The following is a 24,143-nucleotide window of genomic DNA, read 5'->3' on the forward strand; positions in this document are numbered from 1 at the left end:
GACATGACACTGAGAAATTTCTATATAACACTCCTGGCCATTGCAATGGTGGCACCGGCCTGCCGCAAATTTGTGGAAGTGGAACAGCCGAACCAGCGTTTATTCAGATACACCACGGACTTCCAGCGCCTGCTGAGCGACAGGACCGTATTCGAAAGAACGGCCAGCCAGCCGATGTTATCCGCTGATGACATCAACCTGGATGCGAACGCCAGTACACAAAACCTGCTCAACAGCGGCAGCGACAGCGTATACATCTGGGGTGCGAATTATTATACTGCGGACCAGAGCGATGTGAACTGGGACCAGCTATACAACCAGATATATGTCTGCAACCAGGTGATCGTCAACGTGCAGGGCAGCGAAGGCGGCACGGACGCGCAGAAGAACAGCACGCAGGCTGAAGCCAAAGTGCAGCGCGCCTATACATACCTCACCCTGGTGAACCTGTATGCCAGGCCCTATAACGCAACCACTGCATCCTCGGACCCGGGCCTGCCCCTGCTGCTCACGCCGGACCTGTTCGTGAGCCTGGAGCGCGCTTCCGTGCAGGCGGTGTACGACCAGATCATCAAAGACCTCACCGAAGCGTTGCCCGCATTGCCTGCCCAACCTTCCAACAATATTCATGCGGCCAAAGCAGCGGCGCATGCTACATTGGCCAGAACATACCTGTATATGCAAAGTTTCGCTGAAGCTGCGCAGCAGGCAGGGCTGGCATTAGGCTACAGGAACACCGTGCTGGACCTGAATGCCTACGCTACCGGTACGGCTTTCCCCCGGCGGCTAGACAACCCGGAAGTAATCCTGGCCAGGCAGACCAACATGCCTGGCAACCACAACCTGCCGCTTAGCAATGAGCTGCTGGAGAAATTTCAAACAAACGATCTGCGTTATGAGCTGTACACGCGCGCCGGCAGCACTTTCCAGCCGGCCTTTACCGGCCGCGGCTCCTGGCGTGCAAGATTGTTCGCGGGCGATAACGTTACCACCGGCATTACCGTACCGGAAGTGATGCTCACACAGGCGGAAGGCCTGGCGAGAACCGGTCAGGCGGGGCCGGCCATGAACCTGGTGAATGCCCTGCGGCAGAAACGTTTCCGCCCGGCTGATTACGTGGAGCTCGCCGCCGCCAACGCCAACGAGGCGCTGCGCATCGTGCTGGATGAAAGAAGGCGCGAACTGTTCGGCACCGGCTTGCGCTGGTACGATCAGCGCAGGCTCAGCATTGAACCAGCGCTTGCGGAAACAGAAACACGCGTGTTCAAAGGCAATACCTATACGCTGGTGCCGGGCAACCGCTATGTGTATCCCATCCCGCCGAAAAATATTGATCTCAACCCGGAACTGACGCAGAACCAGCGATAATAAAAAATGATGAATGATATGAGGAAAAAAATCACCCTGATCGGGAGCCTGCTGTTGCTGGGCATCACGGCTGTGCACGCACAGCGTTATGAACAGTATAAGAACACGGCTCCGGAAGAACTGGTCAAAAATAAAGACCTTTCGCAGCAGGAGCTGGAAGCCGTGCACCGGTATTTCCGCTTCGAGCTGAAAGACGATAAAAGAGCATCCGAACTGGAGCAGCTGATCATCGCCAAATATCCCAAGGGCTCTTTTGCGCGGCTCAACGCCTTTCAAAAGGCCAGCACCGGGAAAAACAATGAGGAATTGATCAATAAAGGAGAGCGCTTCCTGCAGGCATTCCCTTATGAAGAATGGCGCGCCAACCGCAATGGCCAGTCTTTCATTTACTACAACACCCACCGCATGCTGGGCACAGCCTATTTCGAAACCAGGCAGCTCGATAAATTCCTGGCCATGTGCACGCCGCTGGATTATAAAACGGAAAATGAGATCTTCCGCTGGAACATCATGCGGGCGTATGCGTTCAAATTGCTGGGGCAGGATACCCTGTACAACGTGGCCACCCCCATGATCAACGAGCTGGTGAAAAAAGTGAAAGACGGCTCCTACCAGGAAGGCGGCGTGTTCAACAAAGAACAGGCGCAGGCCAATGCGGACGAGCAGCTGGACAACCAGCTCGGCACTTACATCAGCCTGCTGCGCGATATGAAGAAATACGAGGAAGCAAAAACATATTTCAAACACCTGTCTCCCAAAGGCGCCTATGGCTCCGCCGAGCTGAACGACACCCGCCTGGAAATACTCCTGCAAACCAGCGACGAACCGGCGATACGCCCCTTCCTGGAGCAATGCGTGAAAGCCAATACCATGACCCCGCGCATGCTGGACGAGCTGAAAAAACAGTATGCGAAGAAACAGGGAAGCACGGACGGATACGACCAGTACCTCGCCTCCCTGCGCTCTCCCGCAGAGCTGGAAGCCATGAAGGCATACGTGAAGGAACATATGACCAGCAAGGAATTCATGCCCTTTGCGGTGGAAGACGCAGATGGCAATATCGTACGTTCCAGCGAATGGGGCGATAAAATAGTGGTGATAGATTTTTGGGCTACCTGGTGCAAACCCTGTATCATGGCCTTTCCTGGCATGCAGCTGCTGACAGATAAATATGCAAAGGATGATAAAGTGGCGGTATACCTCATGGGTACTATGCAAACAGGGGATTACAAAGGGAAATCCACAGGTTATGTGAAAAAGGAAGGATTCCGTTTCAACCTCCTGCATGATAATATCAGCAAATCGACCGGCGGGCAGGACGAGGTGTTCAAAACATTCGTGCCTTTCTTCCAGTCGTCCGCCATTCCCAGGAAAGTGATCCTGAAAGACGGGGTGATGCGTTATACATCGGAAGGTTACTCCGGCAGCCCCAGCAAACTGGCGGAAGAGCTGTCTGTGGCGATAGAAATTTTAAAAAATGAGCAATAGGTTATGAGAATGAGAAGAATGGCCGTTGCCGTTGCGGTGATGGCAAGTTTTACCGGTACGCTCAAAGCGCAGGTAAACCCGAAAGAAAAGCTCTGGCAGACGCTGAAGGCTATTGAGGAACATTATGTGGACTCGCTGGGAGAAGACCGGCTGGTGGAAGCCGCTATTGCCGGTATGATGAAGGTACTGGACCCGCATTCGCATTATTTCGGCAAACAGGAATCCGAAGAGCAGCAGGAGGCCATGAAAGGCCGTTTTGCCGGCGTAGGCATCCAGTTCATGATGGAGAACGACAGCGTGTACATCACGCAGGTGACCGCAGGCGGCCCTGCTGAAAAGGCAGGCCTGCAGGCGGGCGACCGCATCCTGTCGGTAGATGGTGACCGCGTGGCCGGTAGCCGGCAAACCAGCTATGCCGTGATGAAGAAGATCCGCGGGCAGAAAGGAACGACCGTGTCGCTGGAGATCTTCCGCAGGTATACACCGGCGCCTTTTAAAAAGCAGCTGGAACGTGATTTTGTGGCGGACCATTCCGTGCGCGCGGCTTATATGCTCAATGATAAGACCGGCTATATTTCCCTCCGCATATTCAATGAAACCACCCGCCAGGAAATGGACCGGGCGCTGATCGCCTTAAAACAGCAGGGCATGCAAAGCCTGGTGCTCGACCTGCAAGGCAACGGCGGTGGGTATGTACAAGCCGCTATCGGCGTGGCGGACGAATTTCTGCAGAAGGACAGGCTGGTGTTCTACAGCGTGGGCCGCGACAAAGGCAAGGATTATTACTACACCGGCGGTTTCGGCCAATTCCCCGAAGGCGGGCTGGCGGTGCTCATAGACCAGTCTACGGCCTCCGCTGCCGAAATACTCACCGGCGCGCTCCAGGATTGGGACCGGGCGGTGATCATAGGCAGAAGGAGTTTTGGGAAGGGCCTGATGCAACGCCCCGTGCCGGTGTTCGACGGTTCTGTGCTGGAGCTCACAGGCGCCCGTTACTTTACGCCCTCCGGCCGGTCCATTCAAAAGCCTTACCATGGCGCGCAATACGACGATAATGTGCAAACACGCCTGCAAAGCGGTGAACTGCTCAATGCCGGTGCCATTCACTTCCCCGATTCGCTGAAATATACCACCCTGCTGCACAAACGGACCGTATACGGCGGAGGGGGCATCATGCCGGATGTATATGTCCCTATCGATACTGTGGAGTACAGCGGCTGGCTGCAGGCTGTTTCAGCCGCAGGCATCACCGGCAAATACACTTTTGAATACCTGGACGACCATCGCGCGAAACTGCTCGAAGCATATCCTGATTTCAACGCATTCAACAAAAATTTCACCGTGCCGCCCGGCGTGCTGGAAACAGTAACAGGCGCCGCCGGAAGATCGGGTATGCCGCTGCAGCCCGGCAGTAAGAACAGGGCCGTTCAGCTGCTGGCGCTCGACATGAAAGCACAACTGGCCAGCCAGCTGTATGCAGGGAACGATTATTTCCTGCGCGTGCTTAATACAGACAATGCCAGCCTGCAGGAAGCCCTGCGGATACTGGCCCGGCCATCACTTTACACAAAATATCTGAAACCATGAAGATCTATCGCATACTCATGCTGGCGGCGGTCGGCGCGCCATTGCCGCTCGCTGCCCAGCAATCATATACCATCAAAGGCACTGTCGGCAAACTGAACCCGCCGGCAAAAGCTTATCTCGCCTACAAAGTGAACGGCGAACGCATATTGGACTCCGCGGAGATCAAAAACGGGCAGTTCCGGTTCAGCGGCAAAGTGGTAGATACCAGGGAAGCGCACATCCTTGTGAAACACAACAACGAAGAGCACAACCCGGTAACCCGCCCGAAAGAGGATGTGCTGGCTTTTTTCCTGGAAGATAAAGTTATAACGATCAGCGCTAACGACTCCATTCATAACGCCGTGATAAAAGGGTCGCCGGCGCAGGACGATAACCTGAAGGTGACCGCTATGCTGAAACCCTACTATGACAGGTACGAGCTGCTGAACAGGGAGTTCAAGGAACAGCCGGAGAATATGCAGAAAGATTCCGCATACATTGCCAGCCTTGAGAAAAGGGCCGACGTAATCACGAAGGAGATCATCAGTGTGAAAATGAAGTACGTAAAAGCCAATCCCGGCAAATACATATCGCTGATGGCTTTCAATTCTACCCTTCCGCCGGAGTTCGACGCCGTGCAGGCGGAGAAAGATTTCCTGGCGCTGAACGAAAATATACGCAACACCGAGTTGGGCAAAACGGTGCTGGAAAAAATCCTGAAAGTGAAAAAAACACAGGAAGGCTCCCCCGCGCCGGAGTTCGCACTGAACGACGTGAACGGTCAGCCCGTAAAACTGTCCGACTTCCGCGGCAAATACGTATTGCTCGATTTCTGGGCTTCCTGGTGCGGCCCCTGCCGCCGGGAGAATCCCAATCTTGTAAAGGCTTATGATGCTTATAAAGACAAAGGTTTCACTATCCTCGGCATTTCGCTGGACAAGCCCGGGGACAAGGACAAATGGCTGGAAGCCATCCGGAAAGACGGGCTGCGGTGGACCCAGGTATCGGACCTTAAAGCATGGGAGAGTGAAGTAGCCAAGCTGTATGAAGTGAATGCCATCCCGATGAATTTCCTCATCAGCCCCGAGGGGAAGATCATCGCCAAATACCTCAGGGGAGAGGCTTTGGAAGCGCAGTTGAAAAAAGTGCTCCACTAAACGCTGAAGATATTTCCTGTCAAAACCCAACCATAAACCATTTGCGAAACAGCCGGCAATGCCGTACAATTGTTTCGCAAATGGTTTTTTTGTGGCGGTAAAATGAAGAAGGTTGCTATTTTCCGCGTACTTGCCGGATGGAGATATTTTATTATATTACTACTTGCATACATTCAGTGTTTTATCCCGGTCAAAGTAACAGAGAAGAAAAAACTCCGATGTCAGCAGGCTGCCGTGTCCCTGTCTTGTTTGACCACAGCAAACCAGCATGAAAGCGATCGTCTATAAAGAATATGGCTCACCTGAAGTACTCCATTTAATGGAGGTAGAGAAACCTGTGCCCAAAGATGGTGAAGTGCTGGTAAAGGTGCATGCCGCATCGGTCAATTCGTGGGACTGGGATCTGTTGTGGGGCAAACCGCTGCTGGTGCGGATCATTGGCGGTTTGAGGAAACCGAAACATACGGTGCTCGGTGCGGACATGGCAGGCCGGGTAGAAGCGGCCGGGAAAAATGTTACAAAATTCAAACCCGGAGACGAGGTGTTTGGCGATATCGCTGAAAGCGGTTTTGGCGGTTTTGCAGAGTATGTAGCTGTTCCGGAGAAGTTGCTGGCCGGCAAATCGCCGGAGATGACATTTGAACAGGCGGCCGCATTACCCCAGGCAGGCCTTCTTGCTTTGCAGGGGCTCCGCTATCACGGCGCCGTGCTGCCCGGCCAGAAAATACTGATCAACGGCGCCGGCGGCGGGGTAGGCACATTGGCTTTGCAGTATGCAAAATCATTGGGCGCCGAAGTGACCTGTGTGGACCGCAGTGAGAAATTCGAGATGCTGCGTTCGCTGGGCGCCGATCATCTCATTGACTATAACGTTGAAGACTATACGCGGAATGGCCTGCAATATAATAAGGTCCTGGATGTGATTGCACACCGGTCCGTATCTGATTATAAACGCGCGTTGCAGCCAGGCGGTACCTTTGCCATGATAGGCGGCTCCATGGGCGGGCTGTTGCTGCAGCTGATGGTCCTGGGCCCGGTTATTTCCAGGTTTACAGGCAGGAAACTGGGTATTATGGGATACCGGCCGAACAGGGAAGATCTCGACCAGCTTACGCAACTTTTTGAAGCAGGGAAGCTTATGCCTGTGATAGACAGGCATTACCCTTTAGACCAGGTGGCCGATGCATTCAGGTATTTTGGAACCGGGCGCGTGATGGGAAAGATCGTTATTACCATTTAGCTTATTTCAGCCCTGTAAACGGAAGTCGTGTAAGAAATTAGCGCTAACTTTAACTGGAAAGTTGCGCTATGCTTAAAAAGAAGAGGCAACAAAAATACCTCGTTAAAAGATGCCTGGAGATGCGGCGCCAGCTGCATGCTTTTGCCGGTTCCGGAAGCCAGGAAGCGCTGCACAAGCTACGCGTGGAGATCAAGAAAATAAGAGCGGTAGAAAAATTCACCACATCATTTGATGAAAAGAAGGAAGATGTGCGGCTGAAAGGCATAAAGAAAGTATTCCACGCCGCCGGAACTATCCGGGAAGCCAATATCAACCTGCAAATGATGAAGCAATATCATATTAAGGATCCCGCATTTAGTGCGGACACAACCCATACGCTTCAGCAGGAATCAGAGAAGTTCCGTTTACATGCCGCCCGTAATGATAAACGCATCCGGAATACGGTCGAGTCTCTTCTGCGTGCGATACACTCCGTCCGGAACAGCGATATCAGGCGCTGGTTCACAAGGCAGCTCAAAAGAATAGCCACAGGCATCACCGCGTCATCCATAGACCAGCTTCATGATGCCCGCAAGAACATCAAGACCCTCCTGTATGTTCATGGGATGTTGCACAAACAATTAGTGGAGAGCTTGAAATTAAATACTATCTACCTGGACCAGTTGCAGGATGATATCGGCAAATGGCATGATACGGCTGTGGCCGTCAGGCTGCTGGCTTCCGGGGACGCCGGGAATAAAGCTAAGGTCGGCAGGTTGCAGAAGGATCAGGATAAGGCGGGCGAAGCTATTCATGCCGCCGGTAATGGTTTTTGGGATAAAGTTATATTTCCTGTTCCCCGATCAGATCAATAATATGCTGCCTTGCCTTTTTGGGATTCGGGAGTGTTATTGTTCCGGTATGCATTGCCGGTGCCATTAACCGTACAGCACCTGGCAATTATTGCAAAAGAAAGTACGGCGGGCCGTTTTGCCGAGGTACTCTTTATGGGCCGGGATGTGGCAGCGCGGGCAGGTTCTTTTCGTATGGATAAGCCAGTTCTTTTTTAATACGAATGCTTTTTTCCATTCCAGGAACAGGAAGCTGTAATCCACCACGTCTTTCACCAGCTGGCTCTTTTTCCTGGCGGGGAGCTGCCCGACGCGTGTGGCGGGATGTACACGGATGCGGAACAGCACTTCGTTTTTGATGATATTCCCGGCGCCTGCGAAGATGCGCTGGTTCAGGATCGCGTCGCAAACCAGGGTGTCCGGTATCTGGCGGAGCTTGGCCATGGCTTTGCGGTGAGACCACCCAGGGCTCATAACATCTGCGCTCCAGTCGTAAATGTCGTCCGGCGGCTCATAGAGGATGCGGATAGAGCTGGTGTAGAAATTCACTTCCTGCTTCCCGAACGCCAGGCTTAGCCGCGGCTCCATGTCTTTCCTTTCGTTGATGCGGTAAGTGCCGAACAGCAGGAAGTGCACCCGGATGGTAAATTCCGGGAAACAGATCAGCAATTCTTTCCCCCAGGTTTTAATGGCAGTTACCTTTTTCCCTTTGATGTCGGGGAGCAGGATGCGTGTATTACCTTCCACGCCTGTTACCTTTTTACCTTTGAAAGGGGCAAGCGCTTCTTTTAATATGACGAGTGACGGCCCTTCTGGCATGATCTTGCGTTGTTGTTCCGGGTATACCGAGCAAGAATCACACCGTATGGAATATCAGTACCGGGCAGTGGAACGGCCTTTGATCAATCTTGATTTCAGCACCACGTTTCTTTCCGCCGCAGGAGGTTTGTCTTTCCTGTTGATGAGATCGAACAGTTCTTTTGCGGCCGTTTCGCCGATATCGAAAGCGGGCTGTGTGATGGTGGTCAGGGAAGGGTTGAGCAGGGAAGCGGTCTGGAGGTTGGAGAAGCTGATCACTTTGATATCTTCAGGGATCTTCAGCCGGATCTTCTCGCATACCCGGTAACAGATCACCGCCAGCTTCTCTATGGATGCGAAGATCCCGTCCGGTTTTTCCCTGATGAGCATTTGTTTGAGGGACTGGAAGGTCTCCTCGTTATCGTTGGCGGATTCAATGACGAGCGGCGCTGCCTGGGAGGAATATTGCTGGAGCGCATCCAGGTAACCCTTCATGCGGATCTTTCCGACGGGGATATTTTTATGCACCTGCAGGTAAGCAATCTTTTTGCAGCCCGCATCAATAAGGTGCCGGGTGGCCACAATTGCGCTTTCATAATTATCGGAAGTGACCTTTACCACATGTTCCATCTTATCGGATACCCTGTCGAACATCACGAGGGGGATGCCATTCTTTTCCAGCTCTCCCAGGTGATGGTGATCGTTGTTTTCGCTGGACATAGACAGCAATACCCCGTCCACCCTGCCGTTCGCCAATGTTTTAATAAAGGAAACCTCCAGTTCATGATCGCCATGTGTAAAGTAAAGCAGGATGTGGTAGCCCTTGCTTTGTGTGATCTTTTCAATACCGCTGATAACAAGAGAAAAGAAGTCATTCACCATGTCTGGTATCACAACGGCGATCATCTTGGTTTTTTGTCCGCGAAGGCCGCTTGCATTGGGGTTAGGTTCATAATTTAACTGTTTCGCTAAAGCGAATACTTTTGCTTTGGTTGCAGCGCTTATTTCATGACTATCCCTTAATGCGCGTGATACTGTAGAAATGGCAAGATTCAGCTCTTTAGCCAGGTATTTGATGTTTATCTTATTCATGAAACTCTCCCGGTCACCTACTAATAATAGGATTATTAGTTAATAAAAACAACAAATGGTTTCCAAATTCACGGAAACGTTTCCGTAAATATTAGCGCATTTATGCAGAAACACGCATTCTTTTTTATAAGTTAACGCTCCAGTTTACAGTTCCACGCCAGTTTTTACCCAGGTCTAAAAACAAAAATAATGAAACCAACAGTACAGCCAGTATCGTAATCGCTATGCTTTTTTAATCGCAGACAGGGTCAGGGAACCACCCGTAAATCCTTTCCGGAAAAAGGAAACGGCTTTATTATGTCTATACAGTTCCACAGAAAACTTTGTGCACTCTGCACAGAGCGGGCGCGTTTATGCCTGATCCAATCCGTTACCTTTTTTTTGAAATCTACGCTATGAAAAGAACACGAACAAAGATCCCGCATCATTCCGCGCAGGCGGGCAGGTACCTGCTATACCTGAAGAGCGCCGCCGGAATGTTCTGCTGCCTGTGCCTATCGCTGGCAGGTACAAACGCTGCAGCCGCCCGTACGCCTTACCAGGCGCAACCGGCAGACAGTGTGCCTGAAGTCAGGGTCACCGGAATTAAAAAGGATTATATCCAGGTCTTTAACAACCGGCAGCCACGGCACGACGCCAGCGGCGCATTTTCCACCATGTATGGCCCCGTCGTGGAGAACACCCCCGTGATCAATAACCTGAACAAAATGCAGGGCCTGCTTCCGGGCGTCTTTATCATGCAGAACAACGGCGAGCCCGGAGATGAATCTGCCGGTGTGCTGATGCGCGGCAAAAGGACCTTCCGCAGCAATACGCCGGTGATCCTGGTAGACGGCTATGAAAGAAGCATGGAATTCCTGGATCCCAACGAAATTGAATCCATCACCGTATTAAAAGATGCCGCAGCTACGGCGCAGTATGGCCTTCGTGGCGGAAACGGCATCATTCTCGTTACCACCAAAAGGGGGGAGGAAGGCCGCATCCGCATCACCTTCAACGCCCGCACCGGTGTTAAATCCCCCACCACCACGCCAAAGCTTCTTAACTCATACCACTATGCAACGCTGTATAATGAGGCGCTCACCAACGACGGATCCGCCCCGAAGTACAGCGATGAGGACCTGGACAAATATGAAAAAGCATCGCGGGGTATTTATGAGAATGACCTGGACCGCTACCTTTATCCGGACATCAACTGGTACGACCAGTACGTCAATAAATCCACCTGGCAGCAACGCTACAGCGTGAACATCGAAGGGGGCAATAAAGCGGCGAGATATTTTGTATCCGCCGGTTACACCCGCAACAGCGGCCTGTATAAAGTGGACGAAAACGCGAACACTTACAATACGAACGCAGATTTCAGCATGATCACCCTGCGATCGAACGTGGATATCCAGGTGAACAAACGTTTCTCCATGACGCTGGATATCGCCGGCAGGCAGGAGCAACAGACCATGCCCGGCTCCAGGACAGACGCAGCGCTGCGTGTGTTCCGCGCATTCTATAAAACGCCCCCCAACGCCTTCCCCGTATTTACGCCGGACGGTAACCTGGGCGGCACCAAAGACTTTACGGGCAATCCCTACGGTCTGCTGAACAACCAGGGGTATTCCCTGTACTACGTGCGCAGCATGTTCGCCACCTTCCGCGCGAAGCACGACCTTGATTTTATCACCAAAGGCCTCGCCATCAAAGCCAACGTGGCTTTCGACAGCTGGTACGATATGGTCACCAACCGCAGCAAAAGCTTTAAAGTGTACGATCTGCGCCAGGCCAACGGCGAAGTGGAATACAAGCCGGACGGCAGCATCAGGTACGTGGAGACCGGCTCCAACACACAAATGTCCTCAGGCGTGGAATACCCTTCCACACAAAGGATATTTAATACCGACGCATCCCTCAATTATGACCGTGAGTTCGGCCGCCACGCGGTATCTGCCTATGTTGCCATGGCGCAGCGGATCATTTCCAGCGAAAACAACGGCAACATTCCCCGCGCATACCTCGGCGCAAACGGCAAGGCAACCTATGTGTACAACAAGCGGTATATCGCTGAATTTAATTTCGGCTACCAGGGCTCCGAGCAGTTCCTCCCCGGGAATAAGTTCGGTTTCTTCCCCGCCGCATCAGTTGCCTGGGTAGCTTCCGAGGAAAACTTCCTGAAGGATAACAAATGGGTGAACTTCCTTAAGCTCCGCGCGTCTCACGGGCTCACGGGCAACGACGATATCGGCGGGTATTTCTTATGGTACCAGAAATACGCTTCCTCCGGCGGCGTGAACTTCGGGTATACCTCCCTGGGCTACACCGGCTGGAACGAGTCCGCCTTCGCGCTGAACAACGTTACCTGGGAAAAAGTGAAAAAGACCAATGTGGGCATCGACGCGACAGTGCTGAACAATAAGCTGAGCTTCAGTTTTGACTGGTTCTATGAAAAGAACACAGACATTATGATACAGCCCGCGCTGCCTAATATCATGGGTATCCGCTTCCCTGACTTTCCCATCGGCGTGATCGAGAACAAAGGTTTTGATGCCGCTCTGGCTTACACCCAGAAGTTCGGGAAACTGGAGCTGACGCTGAACGGTACGGTTACCAGGGCGGAGAATAAAGTGCTGAACAGGGGAGAAGAAAAGCAGCGTTTCGAATACCAGGCCCGCACCGGCAAACCGCTGGACGCCATTTATGGCCTCGAAGCCCTGGGCCTGTTCCAGGACCAGGACGAAATTGACGCAAGCCCCAGGCAATCTTTCGGGGTGGTTAAACCCGGCGATATCAGGTATAAGGATCAGAACGGCGACGATGTGATAGACGCGTATGACGAAGTATACCTCGGCCAGAGCAATTTCCCTTCCCTCCAGTATGGCGCCGGGCTGGGCCTCCGCTACAGCGGTTTTGATTTCAACGTACTGTTCACCGGCCAGTCCGGCACCAAACAGCACATGAACGGTGAAGCCATGTACGAGTTCCACGACAACGGTACCGTGCGCGAACATCACCTGGGCCGCTACAATCCGGACGACCCGGGCAGCTGGGCCAACGCCACCTATCCCCGCTTATCCCTTTCCAACAAGGCCAACAACCAGCGCACCTCTACCTACTGGCTCAAAGACGCGGCCATGGTAAGGCTCAAAACGATGGAGCTGGGATATACCCTGCCGGAAAATCTCAGTAAAAGGATCAGGATGGAAAAAGTAAGGGTATATGTGAACGGCTATAACCTGTTCACCTGGTCCAGCTCGGACCTGATGGACCTGGAAGCAAGGTCGTCGCACTACGTGCTGTACCCTATCCAGCGTATCCTCAACGCCGGCCTCAGTGTTACTTTTTAATCCAGTTAACTGAAACCTGAAATCATGAAAAGATCTACTTCAATATATTTTATAGCGGCCCTTGCGGCAGGCGCGGCAGCCGGCTGCATGAAGCCGCTGAACGTGGTGCCGGTCGAGTTCAAGTCCGCGGATGACGTGTTTACAGACTCCGCGCGGGCGGAACTGTTCATCAACAATGCTTACACGGACCTGCCGGCGGACGTTTCCAACAGCTACAACTGGCTGGATGGAAACGCCATGCTTGCCTCCGCCACCGACGAAGCCATTCACGTATCCACCAATAAAACATCCCCTTCCGCCGCCCAGCGCATGAGCGCAGGCAACTGGAACCCCTCCAACATGCGCTACTGGCGCGCCAGCGACGGGGCGGGTGAAATAGGTTCCTGGTTGAAATACGGAGGATATCACGGCAACAGGAAGGCCAACACCGCCCTCGCTAACCTTCATAAGCTGCCAACCACCTCTAGCGAAAGGTTCAGGAAAAGAATGCGCGGGGAAGCTCTTTTTCTCCGGGCTGCTTATCACTGGTTCCTGTTCCAGAGATGGGGCGGTATACCGATCGTGGACAGGTCGTTCGAAGCCAGCGACAACGTGCTGCTGCCCCGCAGCTCGGTGCAGTCGGTGGTGAACTTTATCGTGCAGCAGTGCGACGAAGCCATTGCATTATTACCGGCGGAACCTTACACGGAACCCACGGAAGTAGGCCGGGCGGACCGCGGCAGCTGCATGGCGCTGAAGGCGAAGGTATTGCTGTATGCCGCCAGCCCGCTGTACAACAGGGCCGGTACGGATTCGCTCACCTCGATGATGAACGCGGACCCCAACCGTTGGGCGCTGGCAGCCAAGGCCGCGCAGGACCTGGTGGACCTCAACTGGTACACGCTGTACAAACCCACTGCCAACGGGCAGCGCAACTACAAGGAATTTTTCAACGCATGGGGCGCCGGTACCACCAACCGCGAATTTATCTTCGGCCGCTTAAGAGGGCCCAACCGCGATACGGAGAATGATAACTTCCCGGCTGGATTTACGAACGCCAAAGGCGGCACCTGTCCTTCGCAGGACCTGGTGGATGCCTATGAAATGGAAGACGGCACCGTTTTCAGCTGGGCAAACCCGGACCAGGCGAAAGACCCTTACCTGAAAAGGGACCCGCGCTTTTATGCCAGCATTATCTACAACGGCGCGAAGTATGCGAAATTCGCCAACAAGACCAACTATACCTTCCAGACCTTCACAGGCGGCGAAAACGCCACCGGCAATGCCAAAACCGAAACCTCTTATTACCTGAACAAGTTCATGGATTATACCAATGTGAACCCCGCCCAGGGAACCGGTACGGCTTATCACAACTGGCATTATTTCCGGTATGCGGAAGTGCTGCTCAACCTGGCGGAAGCCGCCAATGAAGCCGGCGGGCCCTCCTATACCGCCCCCGGAGCCAGCAGCCCGCTCACCGCGGTAGCCGCGCTGGACCTGGTGCGCGACCGCGTGGGGATGCCGGATGTAGCGACGTCCTTTGCCAGGAGAGGCATTCCTTTAACCAAAGAGAACCTGCGGGAATTTATCCGGAACGAACGCCGTGTGGAACTGGCCTTTGAAGACCACCGGTATTTCGACATACGCCGCTGGATGATCATTGAACAGCTGCCGAAGTTTATCCGCGGCTGCGTGATTACCAAACAACCGGACGGCAGCTTCACTTACGACCCGAATGTGCAGGTGGAAACCAAGGTGTTTGAAACCAAACATTATTTCTTCCCCATTCCGCAAACAGAAGTGAACCGGAATCCCAATATGAAACAGAATCCGCAATGGTAAACTGTTCAATGCTTACAATTAAATCCCACAGGATGAAAAAAATATTCTTAGTTCTTATAATCCTCCTCTTATCCCTGCCGCAATTATATGCACAGGTTAGGGCTATCGCCGGTAAGGTGACGGACAGTGAGGGAGAAGCGCTCATCGGCGCCACCATTATAGAAAAAGGTGGTACCAACCGCGCTATCACAGACCCCAAGGGGGAATTCAAAATGAACGTATCCGGCCCCAATGCCGTGCTCCTGGTATCTTTTATCGGGTACAACGCGCAGGAGGTGAATGTAAAAAATCAGTCCATCCTCCGGATCACCCTTTCGTCGGACGCTACCAAACTCGGGGAAACCGTGATCGTTGGTTACGGCACGCAAAAGAAAGCCAGCGTGGTAGGCGCTATCTCGCAGGTAAAAGCAGAAGAGCTGCAGCAGTCTTCCACCCCTAACCTTACCAATGCCATTGCCGGCAGGGTATCGGGCGTGGTGACGATCATGGGCGCTGGCAAACCCGGAGCGGATAATGCCGAAATATATGTGCGCGGCATGGCTACCACCAACTCCACGGCGCCGCTGGTGCTGGTGGACGGTATCGAAAGGGAATGGCGGCAGATAGACCCGGTGGATATTGAAACATTCTCCGTGCTGAAAGACGCCTCCGCTACCGCTGCTTACGGGGTACGGGGCGCGAACGGCGTGATCCTCATTACCACCAAACGCGGCGTGAAAGGCCGGCCGGTATTGAGTATTTCCACACAGGCCGCCGTGCAGCAGTCCATCCGCAAGCCCCAGTACCTCGGCTCGTACGACTTTGCCATGCTAACCAACGAGGCGCTGAAAAATGAAGGCAAACCGCTGGAATATACCGCCAGCGACCTGGAACATTACCGCCTGAAGAATTCCCCTTACACCCACCCGGACAATGATTATTACAACGACTTCGTCCGCGATGCATCCTGGCAGCAGATGTCCAACATCAACGTAAGGGGCGGCAACGACGTGCTCGGTTATTTCATTTCCGCGAACCACCTCCACCAGGAAGGCCTGTACAGGGAATTCCCGAACGCGAGATACGAAACCAACTCCAATTTCGAACGGTACAGCTTCCGCTCCAACCTGGACTTCACCGTGAACCCCTCGCTGAAAGTGGGAGTGGACCTTACCGGGAGATTTGAAGTAAGGAAACAGCCGAACTTCGGGGACGATCTGTACGACAAGCTGAGAAGGCTTCCGCCCAACTGGCAGTCTTATATCAATCCAGACGGTACGATCGGTGGCCGTTCCGATGAGAGTAGGCTTTCTCCTTATGCATTATTATCCCAGTTCGGGAACAGGGAACGTAATACCAATGTGCTGGAAGGTGCCTTCAAGCTCAACCAGGACCTTGGTAAGATACTGCCGGGCCTGTCGTTCAGAACGCTGATAGGTTTCAACAGCAGCTATGAATCCCGGCGCGATATCGTAGAGAAGCCGGAGCTGTACGAATACAACCGCTTTGGCAATTACAGCCTGAATAAAAGCCCTACCGAAATATCCATCTCCACGGGCAGAGGCCCGGGCAGGCGCAGGCAGTCTTTCGAAGGCGCGTTGAATTATAACCGCTCCTTTGGCGACGGCGATCATGCAGTGACGGCCATGGTGCTTTACCAGCAGAGCCAGTATTATGACGAAGCAAAGGTCCCGACCGGGTACCTGGGCTGGGTAGGCCGCGCCACCTATGCTTACAGGAATAAATACCTGTTTGAAGTAAATGCCGGTTATAACGGTTCCATGCAGTTTGAGGCCAGCAGGAGATACGGGTTTTTCCCGGCCATGTCCGCAGGGTGGGTGCCTTCCGAAGAGAATTTCTGGAAAGACAATATCGGTTTTGTCAATTACCTGAAGATAAGAGGTTCCTACGGTGAGATCGGTAACGACAAGATCGGCGACTTTAATTATCTCTACGAGCAGCGTTACCTCTATGCAAGAGATGAAGACGGCTGGCGGTATGTGTGGGGCGAAAACCCGTTTGCAGAGCGGGGTATCATTGAAGGCCAGCCGGGCAACCTGCTGGTGACCTGGGAGAGGGCGCAGAAATCCAACATCGGGTTTGATGCGAGGATGTGGCAGAACAGGATCAACGCAACGGTGGATGTGTTCTACGAAAAACGCCGCGACATTCTTGCCATACCTTATTCAGTGCCCCTGCTTTTCGGTATGAACAACCCGCAGGGTACGGAACGGGCGGACGGTCAGGGCCTGCCGCCCGAAAACATCGGGCAGGTGATCAATAAAGGGATCGATTTTGAACTGGGATACAACGACCGGATCGGCGATGTGAAGTACTTCATCAAAGGCAACTTCACCTTCGCCCGTAACGTGATCAAAAAGATAGACGAAGAAGGCAAGCGGTACGACTGGCAGAAAATAGAAGGCAAACGCATCGGGCAGCACTTTGGCCTTACCGCCGAAGGTCTTTATTCCAACAACGATTTTGAGAAGGACGGCAACGGGAACCTGTTGCTGGAAGGCGGTTTCCCTGTACTACGCAAAGATGTGGCCGTTCCGTCCTTCGGCGTGGTGTATCCCGGCGATATCCGCTACAAAGACCTCAACGGCGATGGCCAGATAGACAGCTACGACGTGGGCGCGATCGGTAAAGGCCGCGTACCCGAATATATTTACGGTATCACGGTCGGCGCCAGCTACAGGAGCTTCGACATCAATGTATTGTTCCAGGGCGCGGGTGGTGCGGACATGTACTTCCAGCAGGATGCGGTATGGGAATTCAGCCAATTGGGTAAAGTGATGCAGCATCACCTCGGCCGCTACAATCCTGATGATCCTTCGTCCTGGGACAATGCGACCTACCCGAGGCTGCACCCTTCAGAGAATACCAACAACCACCGTAAATCCAGCTACTGGTTATACTCCCGGAACTACATCCGCCTGAAGAACCTGGAAGTTGGCTACAATATGTCCAAAGCTTTATTGTCCAGGGTAAAGATCCAGAGCGCCAGGATATTCATCAACGGCACGAACCTGGTCACCTGGGATAAAATGCTGAACTGGGATCCGGAATCCGCCAGTGAAACCGGCAATTCCTATCCCCAGCTGAGAACCTGGAATTTTGGTATAAAAGTTACCCTGTAAGTTTAAAAGACCATAAACATGAAGCGATTAAAATATATACTGTTCACATTTGCCATCTCCGCAACGTTCGCGTCCTGCGTAAAAGACGGGGCCGGGTTGCTGGACAAGGCGGAGTCAGGTGAGCTGAATGAGGAAAGGGTATTTTCCAGCGCGAAATACACCAAGGAATTCCTCACGGATATCTACCGCCGCATCCCCTACGGCTGGGACGACAACGTTTATCTCGACGCAGCTACCGACGACGGAGAATCACGTCCCTGGTGGGGTTGGGTGAATACTGTGCACGTTGGCGCCTACAATCCCACCAGCCTGCCGGACAAGTTCAAGCGCTGGGCCAACTATTACGCGGCTATCCGCGCCTGTAACCTCTTCCTGAGCAAGATAGACAATGTGCCCGTGGACCCGGAGCAATACATGTCAACAGAAGAGATCAGGGAGCGCCTGAAATATGAAGCCCTCTGCCTGAGAGCATTGTATTATACAGAACTGGTCCGCTGGTATGGCGGCGTGCCCATTATCACCACGGTGCCGGAACGCGGCGACCCCGAGCTGATGGCTCCCCGCGCCAGCCTGGAAGAAATTAAGAAGTTCATCCTGGCGGATTGCGATACTGCCGCGGCGCATCTTCCTGCGCGGCAAACCGGGGTGGATTATATGCGGGTGACCAGCGGGGTGGCCAAATCCATTAAAGCCCGCCTGCTGCTGCACCTGGCCAGTCCTATATTCAATGGTACCGCATCCGGCCCGGTAAGCCCATGGTCATGGGGCGGCTACGACGCCAGCCGCTGGAAAGATGCTGCAGATGCGGCTAAGGAGGTGATAGACCACCAGGATGAGACTGGCGCACCGGTGTATAAGCTGGTGGTAAAAACCGGCGCAAACAACTTCTTCGGTAATAAGAACAGCTATCCCGGCTCTTTGAACGCGATCGGCTGGTACGATGTGTTCATCACCCGTGTGAATACGGAGATCATCCTCAGCTACGGCAAAAAAGGCATGACCAATGAACTGGATAAATGGCAGCTCCCGGGTGCGATGCAGAAAGCGGGCGATGCTTCTTTTACTTTGCCTACTTACAATTATGCCGCCTGTTTCGAAACGAAAGACGGTTATCCCATTTTCCAGACGGACGACTACGGCGTGCCGCTGATGAACAACGGCGAGTTCGTCGTAAACCCGGCCTCAGGCTTTAACCCGCAGCAACCGTATGCCAACCGGGATTCACGGTTCTATCATTCCCTCTGGTACAATGGCGCGATGTTCGGCGGCACTACCTTTAATACCTGGAGGGCGGAAGATGGTTCCACGGGCCAGGAATTCCTGAACGGATATGGCCATACCGGCCTTTTCCTCCGCAAGTTCATGGACCCGAAGAACATTTCACTGAACAACGGCGTGACCGGGCAAACCAATCACAACTTCCCCCTCTACCGTTACGTGGAATTCCTGCTGGGTTATGCGGAAGCCATGAACGAGTTCCTGCCGGACGGCGCAGCCCGCACGGAAGTGATCCAGACGCTGGATCTCATCAGGGCGCGTGCGGATATGCCGGATGTTGCCACAACGTTCAGCCGCAACGGCTGGAACATCGCTGATCAGAAACACCTGCGCAAATTCATACGCAACGAACGCAGGATCGAGCTGGCATTCGAGGAGCACCGCTTCTTCGATATCCGCCGCTGGCTGATAGGTGAACAAACACAGAAAGTTGTATACGAACATGACGTGCTGAAAAAACCGGACGGCTCATTTGTGTACTCCGTTAAAGTGTGGGAGAGAAGGGTATTCCAGTCCAAGCACAACCTGCTGCCGCTCCCGCAGTCTGAGGTGAACAATAATCCTAACATGCTGCAAAACCCGGGCTGGTAATAACAAAAAAAGAACTGACATGAAAAAAATACTGGTTTTACTCGTGATGACCCTGGCTGTATTCAGCAGCTGCAAAAAGGATGACTTCATGGACAGGTTTGTGCCTGAAGTGTTGTACTACGAAAAGGACAAGGTGGAAAATGCCGATTTTGTTTCCACTACGCTGGCTGCAGGCATTACCGAATGGAATATCAAATGCAGGGTGAGCGCCCCGAATAAGCTGAAGGAGATCAAAATGTATAAGACGGAAAAAGGGAAAAGCGAAGAGCTGGTGGAAACTTATACGGACTTCCAGCTGACGCCCACCGTGTATCATGTGAATTACGTGCTGACCGACATCACCGCGGAAACCGTGATCAGGATTGATGCGGCGGATATGAAAGACCATCATACGGTGCGCAGTTTTACGGTTAAAGTGACGCCATAGAAACCTGGATAAATACAGGAAGGGCTGTCTCCATCACCGGAGGCAGCCCTTTTTATAATTACTAACTGTTTTCGGGTTAAAAATGAATGACGGGCCGGCTATTCTGCTGCGAATTTCAGCGCCAGGTAGAAATATTCATCTGCAACCTGCTTGAAATGGAAATAATTTTCAGCAGCTTCATCAAGCGGGGTGTAGTCCGTGATCATGAGCACATCCCCCAGTTTTTTGTTGGTGGCCTTTGCGATGGCGGCCGCCTTTTCCTTACCGTTGCGGAATGCAGCATCGAAAAGTTTCTGATTGTCTGTCTGCCCCTTGAACGTTAACCGGGTGCCCGTAATGCTGATCACACCGCCTCCGTCTGCAAGTTTGGCCGCTTTCAGCAGTTCTTCCGGGGAATGGGTTTCAAGTGTGTACAAGCTGCCTTCCCTGTAAAGTTGCAGTGCCTGGTATCCCATTTTGTCTTCTTTGAACCGGCTCTCTTCGAAGCCGGCGGCTTTGGCTTTGGTGAAGAAGGCATTTTTCAGGTCTTCGAAAGATTTCCCGCCTTCGATTTCTCCATATTCCACGGATAAGGCGAAATCGATCAGGTAGGATGCGATCTCCCGGTCTATTTTGGCAACACCCCTCACTTCGATGGTGGTTTCCTTTGCCTGGGCAAAGCTGTTCAACGCCGTCAGCGATACGATGGCGGCCAGTAATATTTTTTTCATCGGGTTTTGTTTGAATTGCTGGAAATGATATTCTTAAACGATCGCAAACAGGAAGGAGGCTACGATCATCCACGCGCCTACAATGAGGCCCAGTATGCCGAGTACGCCCTGCTTCGGGGCTACTTTCGCCCTGATCTGCGCGGCCTTTTCACGGGCTTTTACGCTTTCGGAGAGGAAAAGTTTGTTGATGAGCGGGAAGCCTAGCAAAAATCCGAGGCACGCTTCTACCAGGCTGCCGGCTGCTAAAGTTGTCCACCAAACCGGGGCGGTGGTGAGCCAGCCAAGGTTCAATACGGCGGATACGATGCCCCATATTCCCCAGAAGCAGAAAATGATCCCGATCCATCCCTGGTAGGGTTCCACTTTTTCCAGGAGCTCCTTTGCGTTGGGTTTTTTTGATAAGATGAGAGAGGGCACGGCGATGATGCTTAACAGGATCAGGGTAATTCCGTAGATCATAATGTTTGTTTTTTTGGTTAAAATTGATTTTTACCGGAGTTGAAACTGGCGGAAACGTTGAGCCGTATTGTGTTGGCGCGATCGTTCCGTTTTGTTACAACAAAGGTAACCCGGCACGATGGGGGCAACTACATCGTATCCAGTGAAAATCAATACCCTGTTTTCAGGGGATTAGCTGAGGAGGCCCAGTTTGACGGCATACCTTGTGAGGCCGGCCAGGTTACGCACTTTCAGTTTCAGGATAAGGGTTTTGCGGTAACTTTCAATGGTGTGCTTGCTTAAAAAGAGCTTGTCGGCAATTTCCTGGGTCGTGTATTCTTCGGCGATCAGCTTCAATACATCCTTTTCACGGGAGGTCAGCAGCTCAAGCGTTTCTTTTTCCTTGTTGAAAACGCTGTTGAGATAGCCCTGTTTTACCGCTTCCGAGAAATATTTTCCGCCTTTCAGGATGGTTTTGATGGCTTCCAGCAACTCGTCTGAGTCCGCGTTCTTTGATAAGAAGCCGTCTACATGATGCTGCACAAGCGCATCGATCATATTGCTGTCTGTATGCATGCTTACCACCAGCGTGCTTATTTCCGGTCTTTTTTCCTTGATGTGGTTATTGAGCGTAATACCGTCCACATCCGGCATGCTGATATCTGTAATGACCAGGTCCACCTGTTCCTCCGGGTGCTGATCCAGGTAATTCATGACCAGCTTCCCGTTATGGGCGTAATACAGCACATGGAGGTCCGCCTCCTTTTCTATTAATCTCATCAATCCTTCCAGGAACAGCTTGTGATCGTCTGCCAGGATAATATTATGCTTCATACCATGCCGGTTTTAAGGGTATTTCGATGTCAATTACCGTGCCTTTCGAGGGGAATGAGTCAATAGAAAGCATCCCGTCGAATAATTTTAGCCGCTCCCGTATATTCTGGAGCCCGATGCCGTGCCGGGTCGTTTCCGTGGAAAAACCTTTGCCGTTATCTTCAAACAGCAGCTTCAGCATCCCGTCGATCTGCGTCAGCTGTATTTCAACTTTCGATGCCTGGCTGTGCTTCTGCGCATTGGTGATCAGTTCCTGCATTATTTTATAGATCTCCACCTTCAGCGTGGTGCCGATCAGGTCTATTTCTTCCGGGGGATAAGCCTGGAAAGATATCCTGGCGTTCCCGGGGATGTCGAATTGCCGGAGATAACCCGCGATCAGTTCGGTGAACCCTGTATTGGTGAACTTTTGCGGAACGAGATCATGGGAAAGATCGCGCACCTGGTGGTAAGTGTCGTCCACCTGCTGTATCAGCTCTTTTAACCCGTTCGCATGGGCCTGGTTGGAAAGCTGGAGCTTGATAGCGGCAAGATTGCCCCCGATGCTGTCATGCAATTCTCCCGCAATCCGCTTCCGTTCTTTTTCCTGGCCGCTCACAGAGGCTTTCAGCAGGGCCAGTTCTTTATCTTTCAGCAGGGCCGTGATCTTTTGCTGGTTCATCTCTTCCATGGTGGCGTTCAGCTTGCTTTGCGCCTGCAGCTTCTGGTAATACATATACAGCAGCCCGATCACCGGCAGCAGGATAGCCAGGAAGCCGATCAGCAGGCTGTATTTTATCGTTTCCTGGTGATTTAATTCATTTTCCTTGTTCAGGATCTCCTTTTCTTTCTGGGCGGTCTGGTATTTTATTTCCAGCTCATTGATCTCTTTTTTGTTCTGCATGTCCAGCACTTCCCTGGAAATGCCCATGTACTGGGTCATGAGCGCATAGGCGTTTTGATAGTCGCCCGTTGTGGCATGCAGGGTGCGCAGGCTGTTCAGCACTTTCAGCTGCGCGTTCAGGTCGTTCCATTGAATGGCGTTGGCATACACCATGGACAGCAGCCTTTTGGCATTTTCATAATCCTGCTTTGCAATAAGCAGGTCGCCCATTCTCTGGCCTGCATTGATGTAGATATCAAAGAACTGGTGCTGCTGCGCATTGTTTTTTACTTCGTTGTAAATGGAGAACGCTTCTTCGGTCTGTTGATCAAGCTCGGCGATAATGCCCAGGGTCAGTTTGGTCTGAAGCTCGTTCTTCAGCTGGTTCGACTGCCGGAAGAACAACAGCGCCTTTTCGGCGTATTGTTGCGCGAGGACCAGTTCTTTCCTGTCCAGGTAAATTACGCTCAGTTGTTTAAATACAATATGTTTCAGCTGTTCGTCCCGGGATGTTGCCAGCAGGTCGTTGTACGCCGCAATAGCTTTGTTTTGTTCATTCCGGGCAAAATATACATCGGCTATGCCCAGCTTATTGTCGTTCACGGCAGCCTTGTCGCCCAGCGCTTCCGCCACCCTGGCGCCTTCCAGGTAAAAACGCAGGGCTTCTTCATGCAGTCCTTTGTCGTGGTAAGCTTTCGCCAACGTTTGGTATAAGGTAGACTGGTAAGGAAGTTTCTCACCGGATCGGAGGGAACTTTTGTTTAATGCATCGATCAGCTGCCGCGAATAAAAAATAACGGAATCCGTGGTGCCATGGGCGTTATGGAACGCCATCAGGGGTTGTGCCGCCAGCATTTTCTCTTTGAAATCCCCGGCAAGTTCCAGTTTCCGTAATAAAGAATCAGGCGTTTTGACAGGAAGATCGCCATACGCCGTAAAGCCTCCCTGGTCCTGGCCCAGGCAGGAAAAAGAAACGATCAGCATGCATATAAAAAGCAGCGCCCTTTTGCTCATTCGGTTTATTGTGTTTGATGTATTTCCCTTCCGTGGTAATGGGAGGGCGGGTTTTGTTCGTGCGGGAAAGTTAATGATTTAAATAATTCATTGCTACAATGAAGAGACAGGAGCCTCATTTTCCCGCTATTCCACTTGCGTAGCCCGATCAGGGGCCTTACGGGATTTTACT

General features: G+C 52.4%; 17 protein-coding genes. 11 read left to right on the forward strand and 6 right to left on the reverse strand.

Going from position 1 to position 24,143, the window contains the following annotated elements:
• The first annotated feature begins 3 nt into the window (after positions 1-3).
• The 6 genes from ACTJIK_RS23665 (at position 4) to ACTJIK_RS23690 (ending at position 7,673) form a co-directional block, all read left to right on the forward strand.
• Positions 4-1,368, forward strand: coding sequence for a RagB/SusD family nutrient uptake outer membrane protein (locus ACTJIK_RS23665; RefSeq protein ID WP_440650021.1), 1,365 nt, complete (start codon positions 4-6; stop codon positions 1,366-1,368).
• 18 nt (positions 1,369-1,386) lie between these two features.
• Positions 1,387-2,856, forward strand: a complete 1,470-nt coding sequence (locus ACTJIK_RS23670) for a TlpA family protein disulfide reductase (protein ID WP_440650022.1) — start codon at positions 1,387-1,389, stop codon at positions 2,854-2,856.
• Positions 2,857-2,859: 3 nt separating this feature from the next.
• Positions 2,860-4,443, forward strand: a complete 1,584-nt coding sequence (locus ACTJIK_RS23675; RefSeq protein WP_440650023.1) for a S41 family peptidase — start codon at positions 2,860-2,862, stop codon at positions 4,441-4,443.
• Complete coding sequence (locus ACTJIK_RS23680; RefSeq protein ID WP_440650024.1) at positions 4,440-5,579, forward strand: redoxin domain-containing protein; 1,140 nt, start codon at positions 4,440-4,442, stop codon at positions 5,577-5,579. The genes ACTJIK_RS23675 and ACTJIK_RS23680 overlap by 4 nt, the downstream gene beginning before the upstream one ends.
• A 268-nt stretch (positions 5,580-5,847) precedes the next feature.
• Positions 5,848-6,819, forward strand: a complete 972-nt coding sequence (locus ACTJIK_RS23685; protein ID WP_440650025.1) for an NAD(P)-dependent alcohol dehydrogenase — start codon at positions 5,848-5,850, stop codon at positions 6,817-6,819.
• A 119-nt stretch (positions 6,820-6,938) separates the two neighbouring features.
• Positions 6,939-7,673, forward strand: coding sequence for a CHAD domain-containing protein (locus tag ACTJIK_RS23690; protein ID WP_440650057.1), 735 nt, complete (start codon positions 6,939-6,941; stop codon positions 7,671-7,673).
• A 63-nt stretch (positions 7,674-7,736) separates the two neighbouring features.
• On the opposite strand, the gene ACTJIK_RS23695 is transcribed toward ACTJIK_RS23690, so the two are convergent.
• Positions 7,737-8,468, reverse strand: coding sequence for a DNA-formamidopyrimidine glycosylase family protein (locus ACTJIK_RS23695; protein WP_440650026.1), 732 nt, complete (start codon positions 8,466-8,468; stop codon positions 7,737-7,739).
• Between the two features lie 54 nt (positions 8,469-8,522).
• Positions 8,523-9,539 carry a LacI family DNA-binding transcriptional regulator gene (locus ACTJIK_RS23700; RefSeq protein ID WP_440650027.1) on the reverse strand — a complete coding sequence of 339 codons (1,017 nt, stop codon included), beginning with the start codon at positions 9,537-9,539 and terminating at the stop codon, positions 8,523-8,525.
• 395 nt (positions 9,540-9,934) lie between these two features.
• On the opposite strand from ACTJIK_RS23700, the gene ACTJIK_RS23705 reads away from it, so the two are divergent.
• From ACTJIK_RS23705 to ACTJIK_RS23725, 5 genes are read left to right on the forward strand one after another with little or no spacing between them, the layout of a single operon-like run.
• Entirely contained in the window at positions 9,935-12,874 is a 2,940-nt protein-coding gene (locus ACTJIK_RS23705) for a SusC/RagA family TonB-linked outer membrane protein (protein ID WP_440650028.1), read from the forward strand.
• A 24-nt stretch (positions 12,875-12,898) separates the two neighbouring features.
• Entirely contained in the window at positions 12,899-14,695 is a 1,797-nt protein-coding gene (locus ACTJIK_RS23710) for a RagB/SusD family nutrient uptake outer membrane protein (protein ID WP_440650029.1), read from the forward strand.
• Between the two features lie 32 nt (positions 14,696-14,727).
• Entirely contained in the window at positions 14,728-17,817 is a 3,090-nt protein-coding gene (locus tag ACTJIK_RS23715; protein ID WP_440650030.1) for a SusC/RagA family TonB-linked outer membrane protein, read from the forward strand.
• Between the two features lie 18 nt (positions 17,818-17,835).
• On the forward strand, positions 17,836-19,686 hold the full coding sequence (locus ACTJIK_RS23720; RefSeq protein ID WP_440650031.1) for a RagB/SusD family nutrient uptake outer membrane protein: 1,851 nt from the start codon (positions 17,836-17,838) through the stop codon (positions 19,684-19,686).
• 19 nt (positions 19,687-19,705) lie between these two features.
• Positions 19,706-20,113, forward strand: a complete 408-nt coding sequence (locus ACTJIK_RS23725) for a hypothetical protein (protein WP_440650032.1) — start codon at positions 19,706-19,708, stop codon at positions 20,111-20,113.
• A gap of 98 nt (positions 20,114-20,211) precedes the next feature.
• On the opposite strand, the gene ACTJIK_RS23730 is transcribed toward ACTJIK_RS23725, so the two are convergent.
• The 4 genes from ACTJIK_RS23730 to ACTJIK_RS23745 form a co-directional block, all read right to left on the reverse strand.
• Complete coding sequence (locus ACTJIK_RS23730) at positions 20,212-20,823, reverse strand: SIMPL domain-containing protein (RefSeq protein WP_440650033.1); 612 nt, start codon at positions 20,821-20,823, stop codon at positions 20,212-20,214.
• 33 nt (positions 20,824-20,856) lie between these two features.
• On the reverse strand, positions 20,857-21,282 hold the full coding sequence (locus ACTJIK_RS23735; protein WP_440650034.1) for a hypothetical protein: 426 nt from the start codon (positions 21,280-21,282) through the stop codon (positions 20,857-20,859).
• Positions 21,283-21,453: 171 nt separating this feature from the next.
• Positions 21,454-22,095, reverse strand: a complete 642-nt coding sequence (locus tag ACTJIK_RS23740) for a response regulator (RefSeq protein ID WP_440650035.1) — start codon at positions 22,093-22,095, stop codon at positions 21,454-21,456.
• Positions 22,085-23,971, reverse strand: coding sequence for a tetratricopeptide repeat-containing sensor histidine kinase (locus tag ACTJIK_RS23745; protein ID WP_440650036.1), 1,887 nt, complete (start codon positions 23,969-23,971; stop codon positions 22,085-22,087). Before ACTJIK_RS23745 ends, ACTJIK_RS23740 begins: the two co-directional genes overlap by 11 nt.
• Positions 23,972-24,143 lie beyond the last annotated feature (172 nt).

It is taken from the genome of Chitinophaga sp. 22620 (genome assembly GCF_052044405.1).
Taxonomy (GTDB): Bacteria; Bacteroidota; Bacteroidia; order Chitinophagales; family Chitinophagaceae; genus Chitinophaga.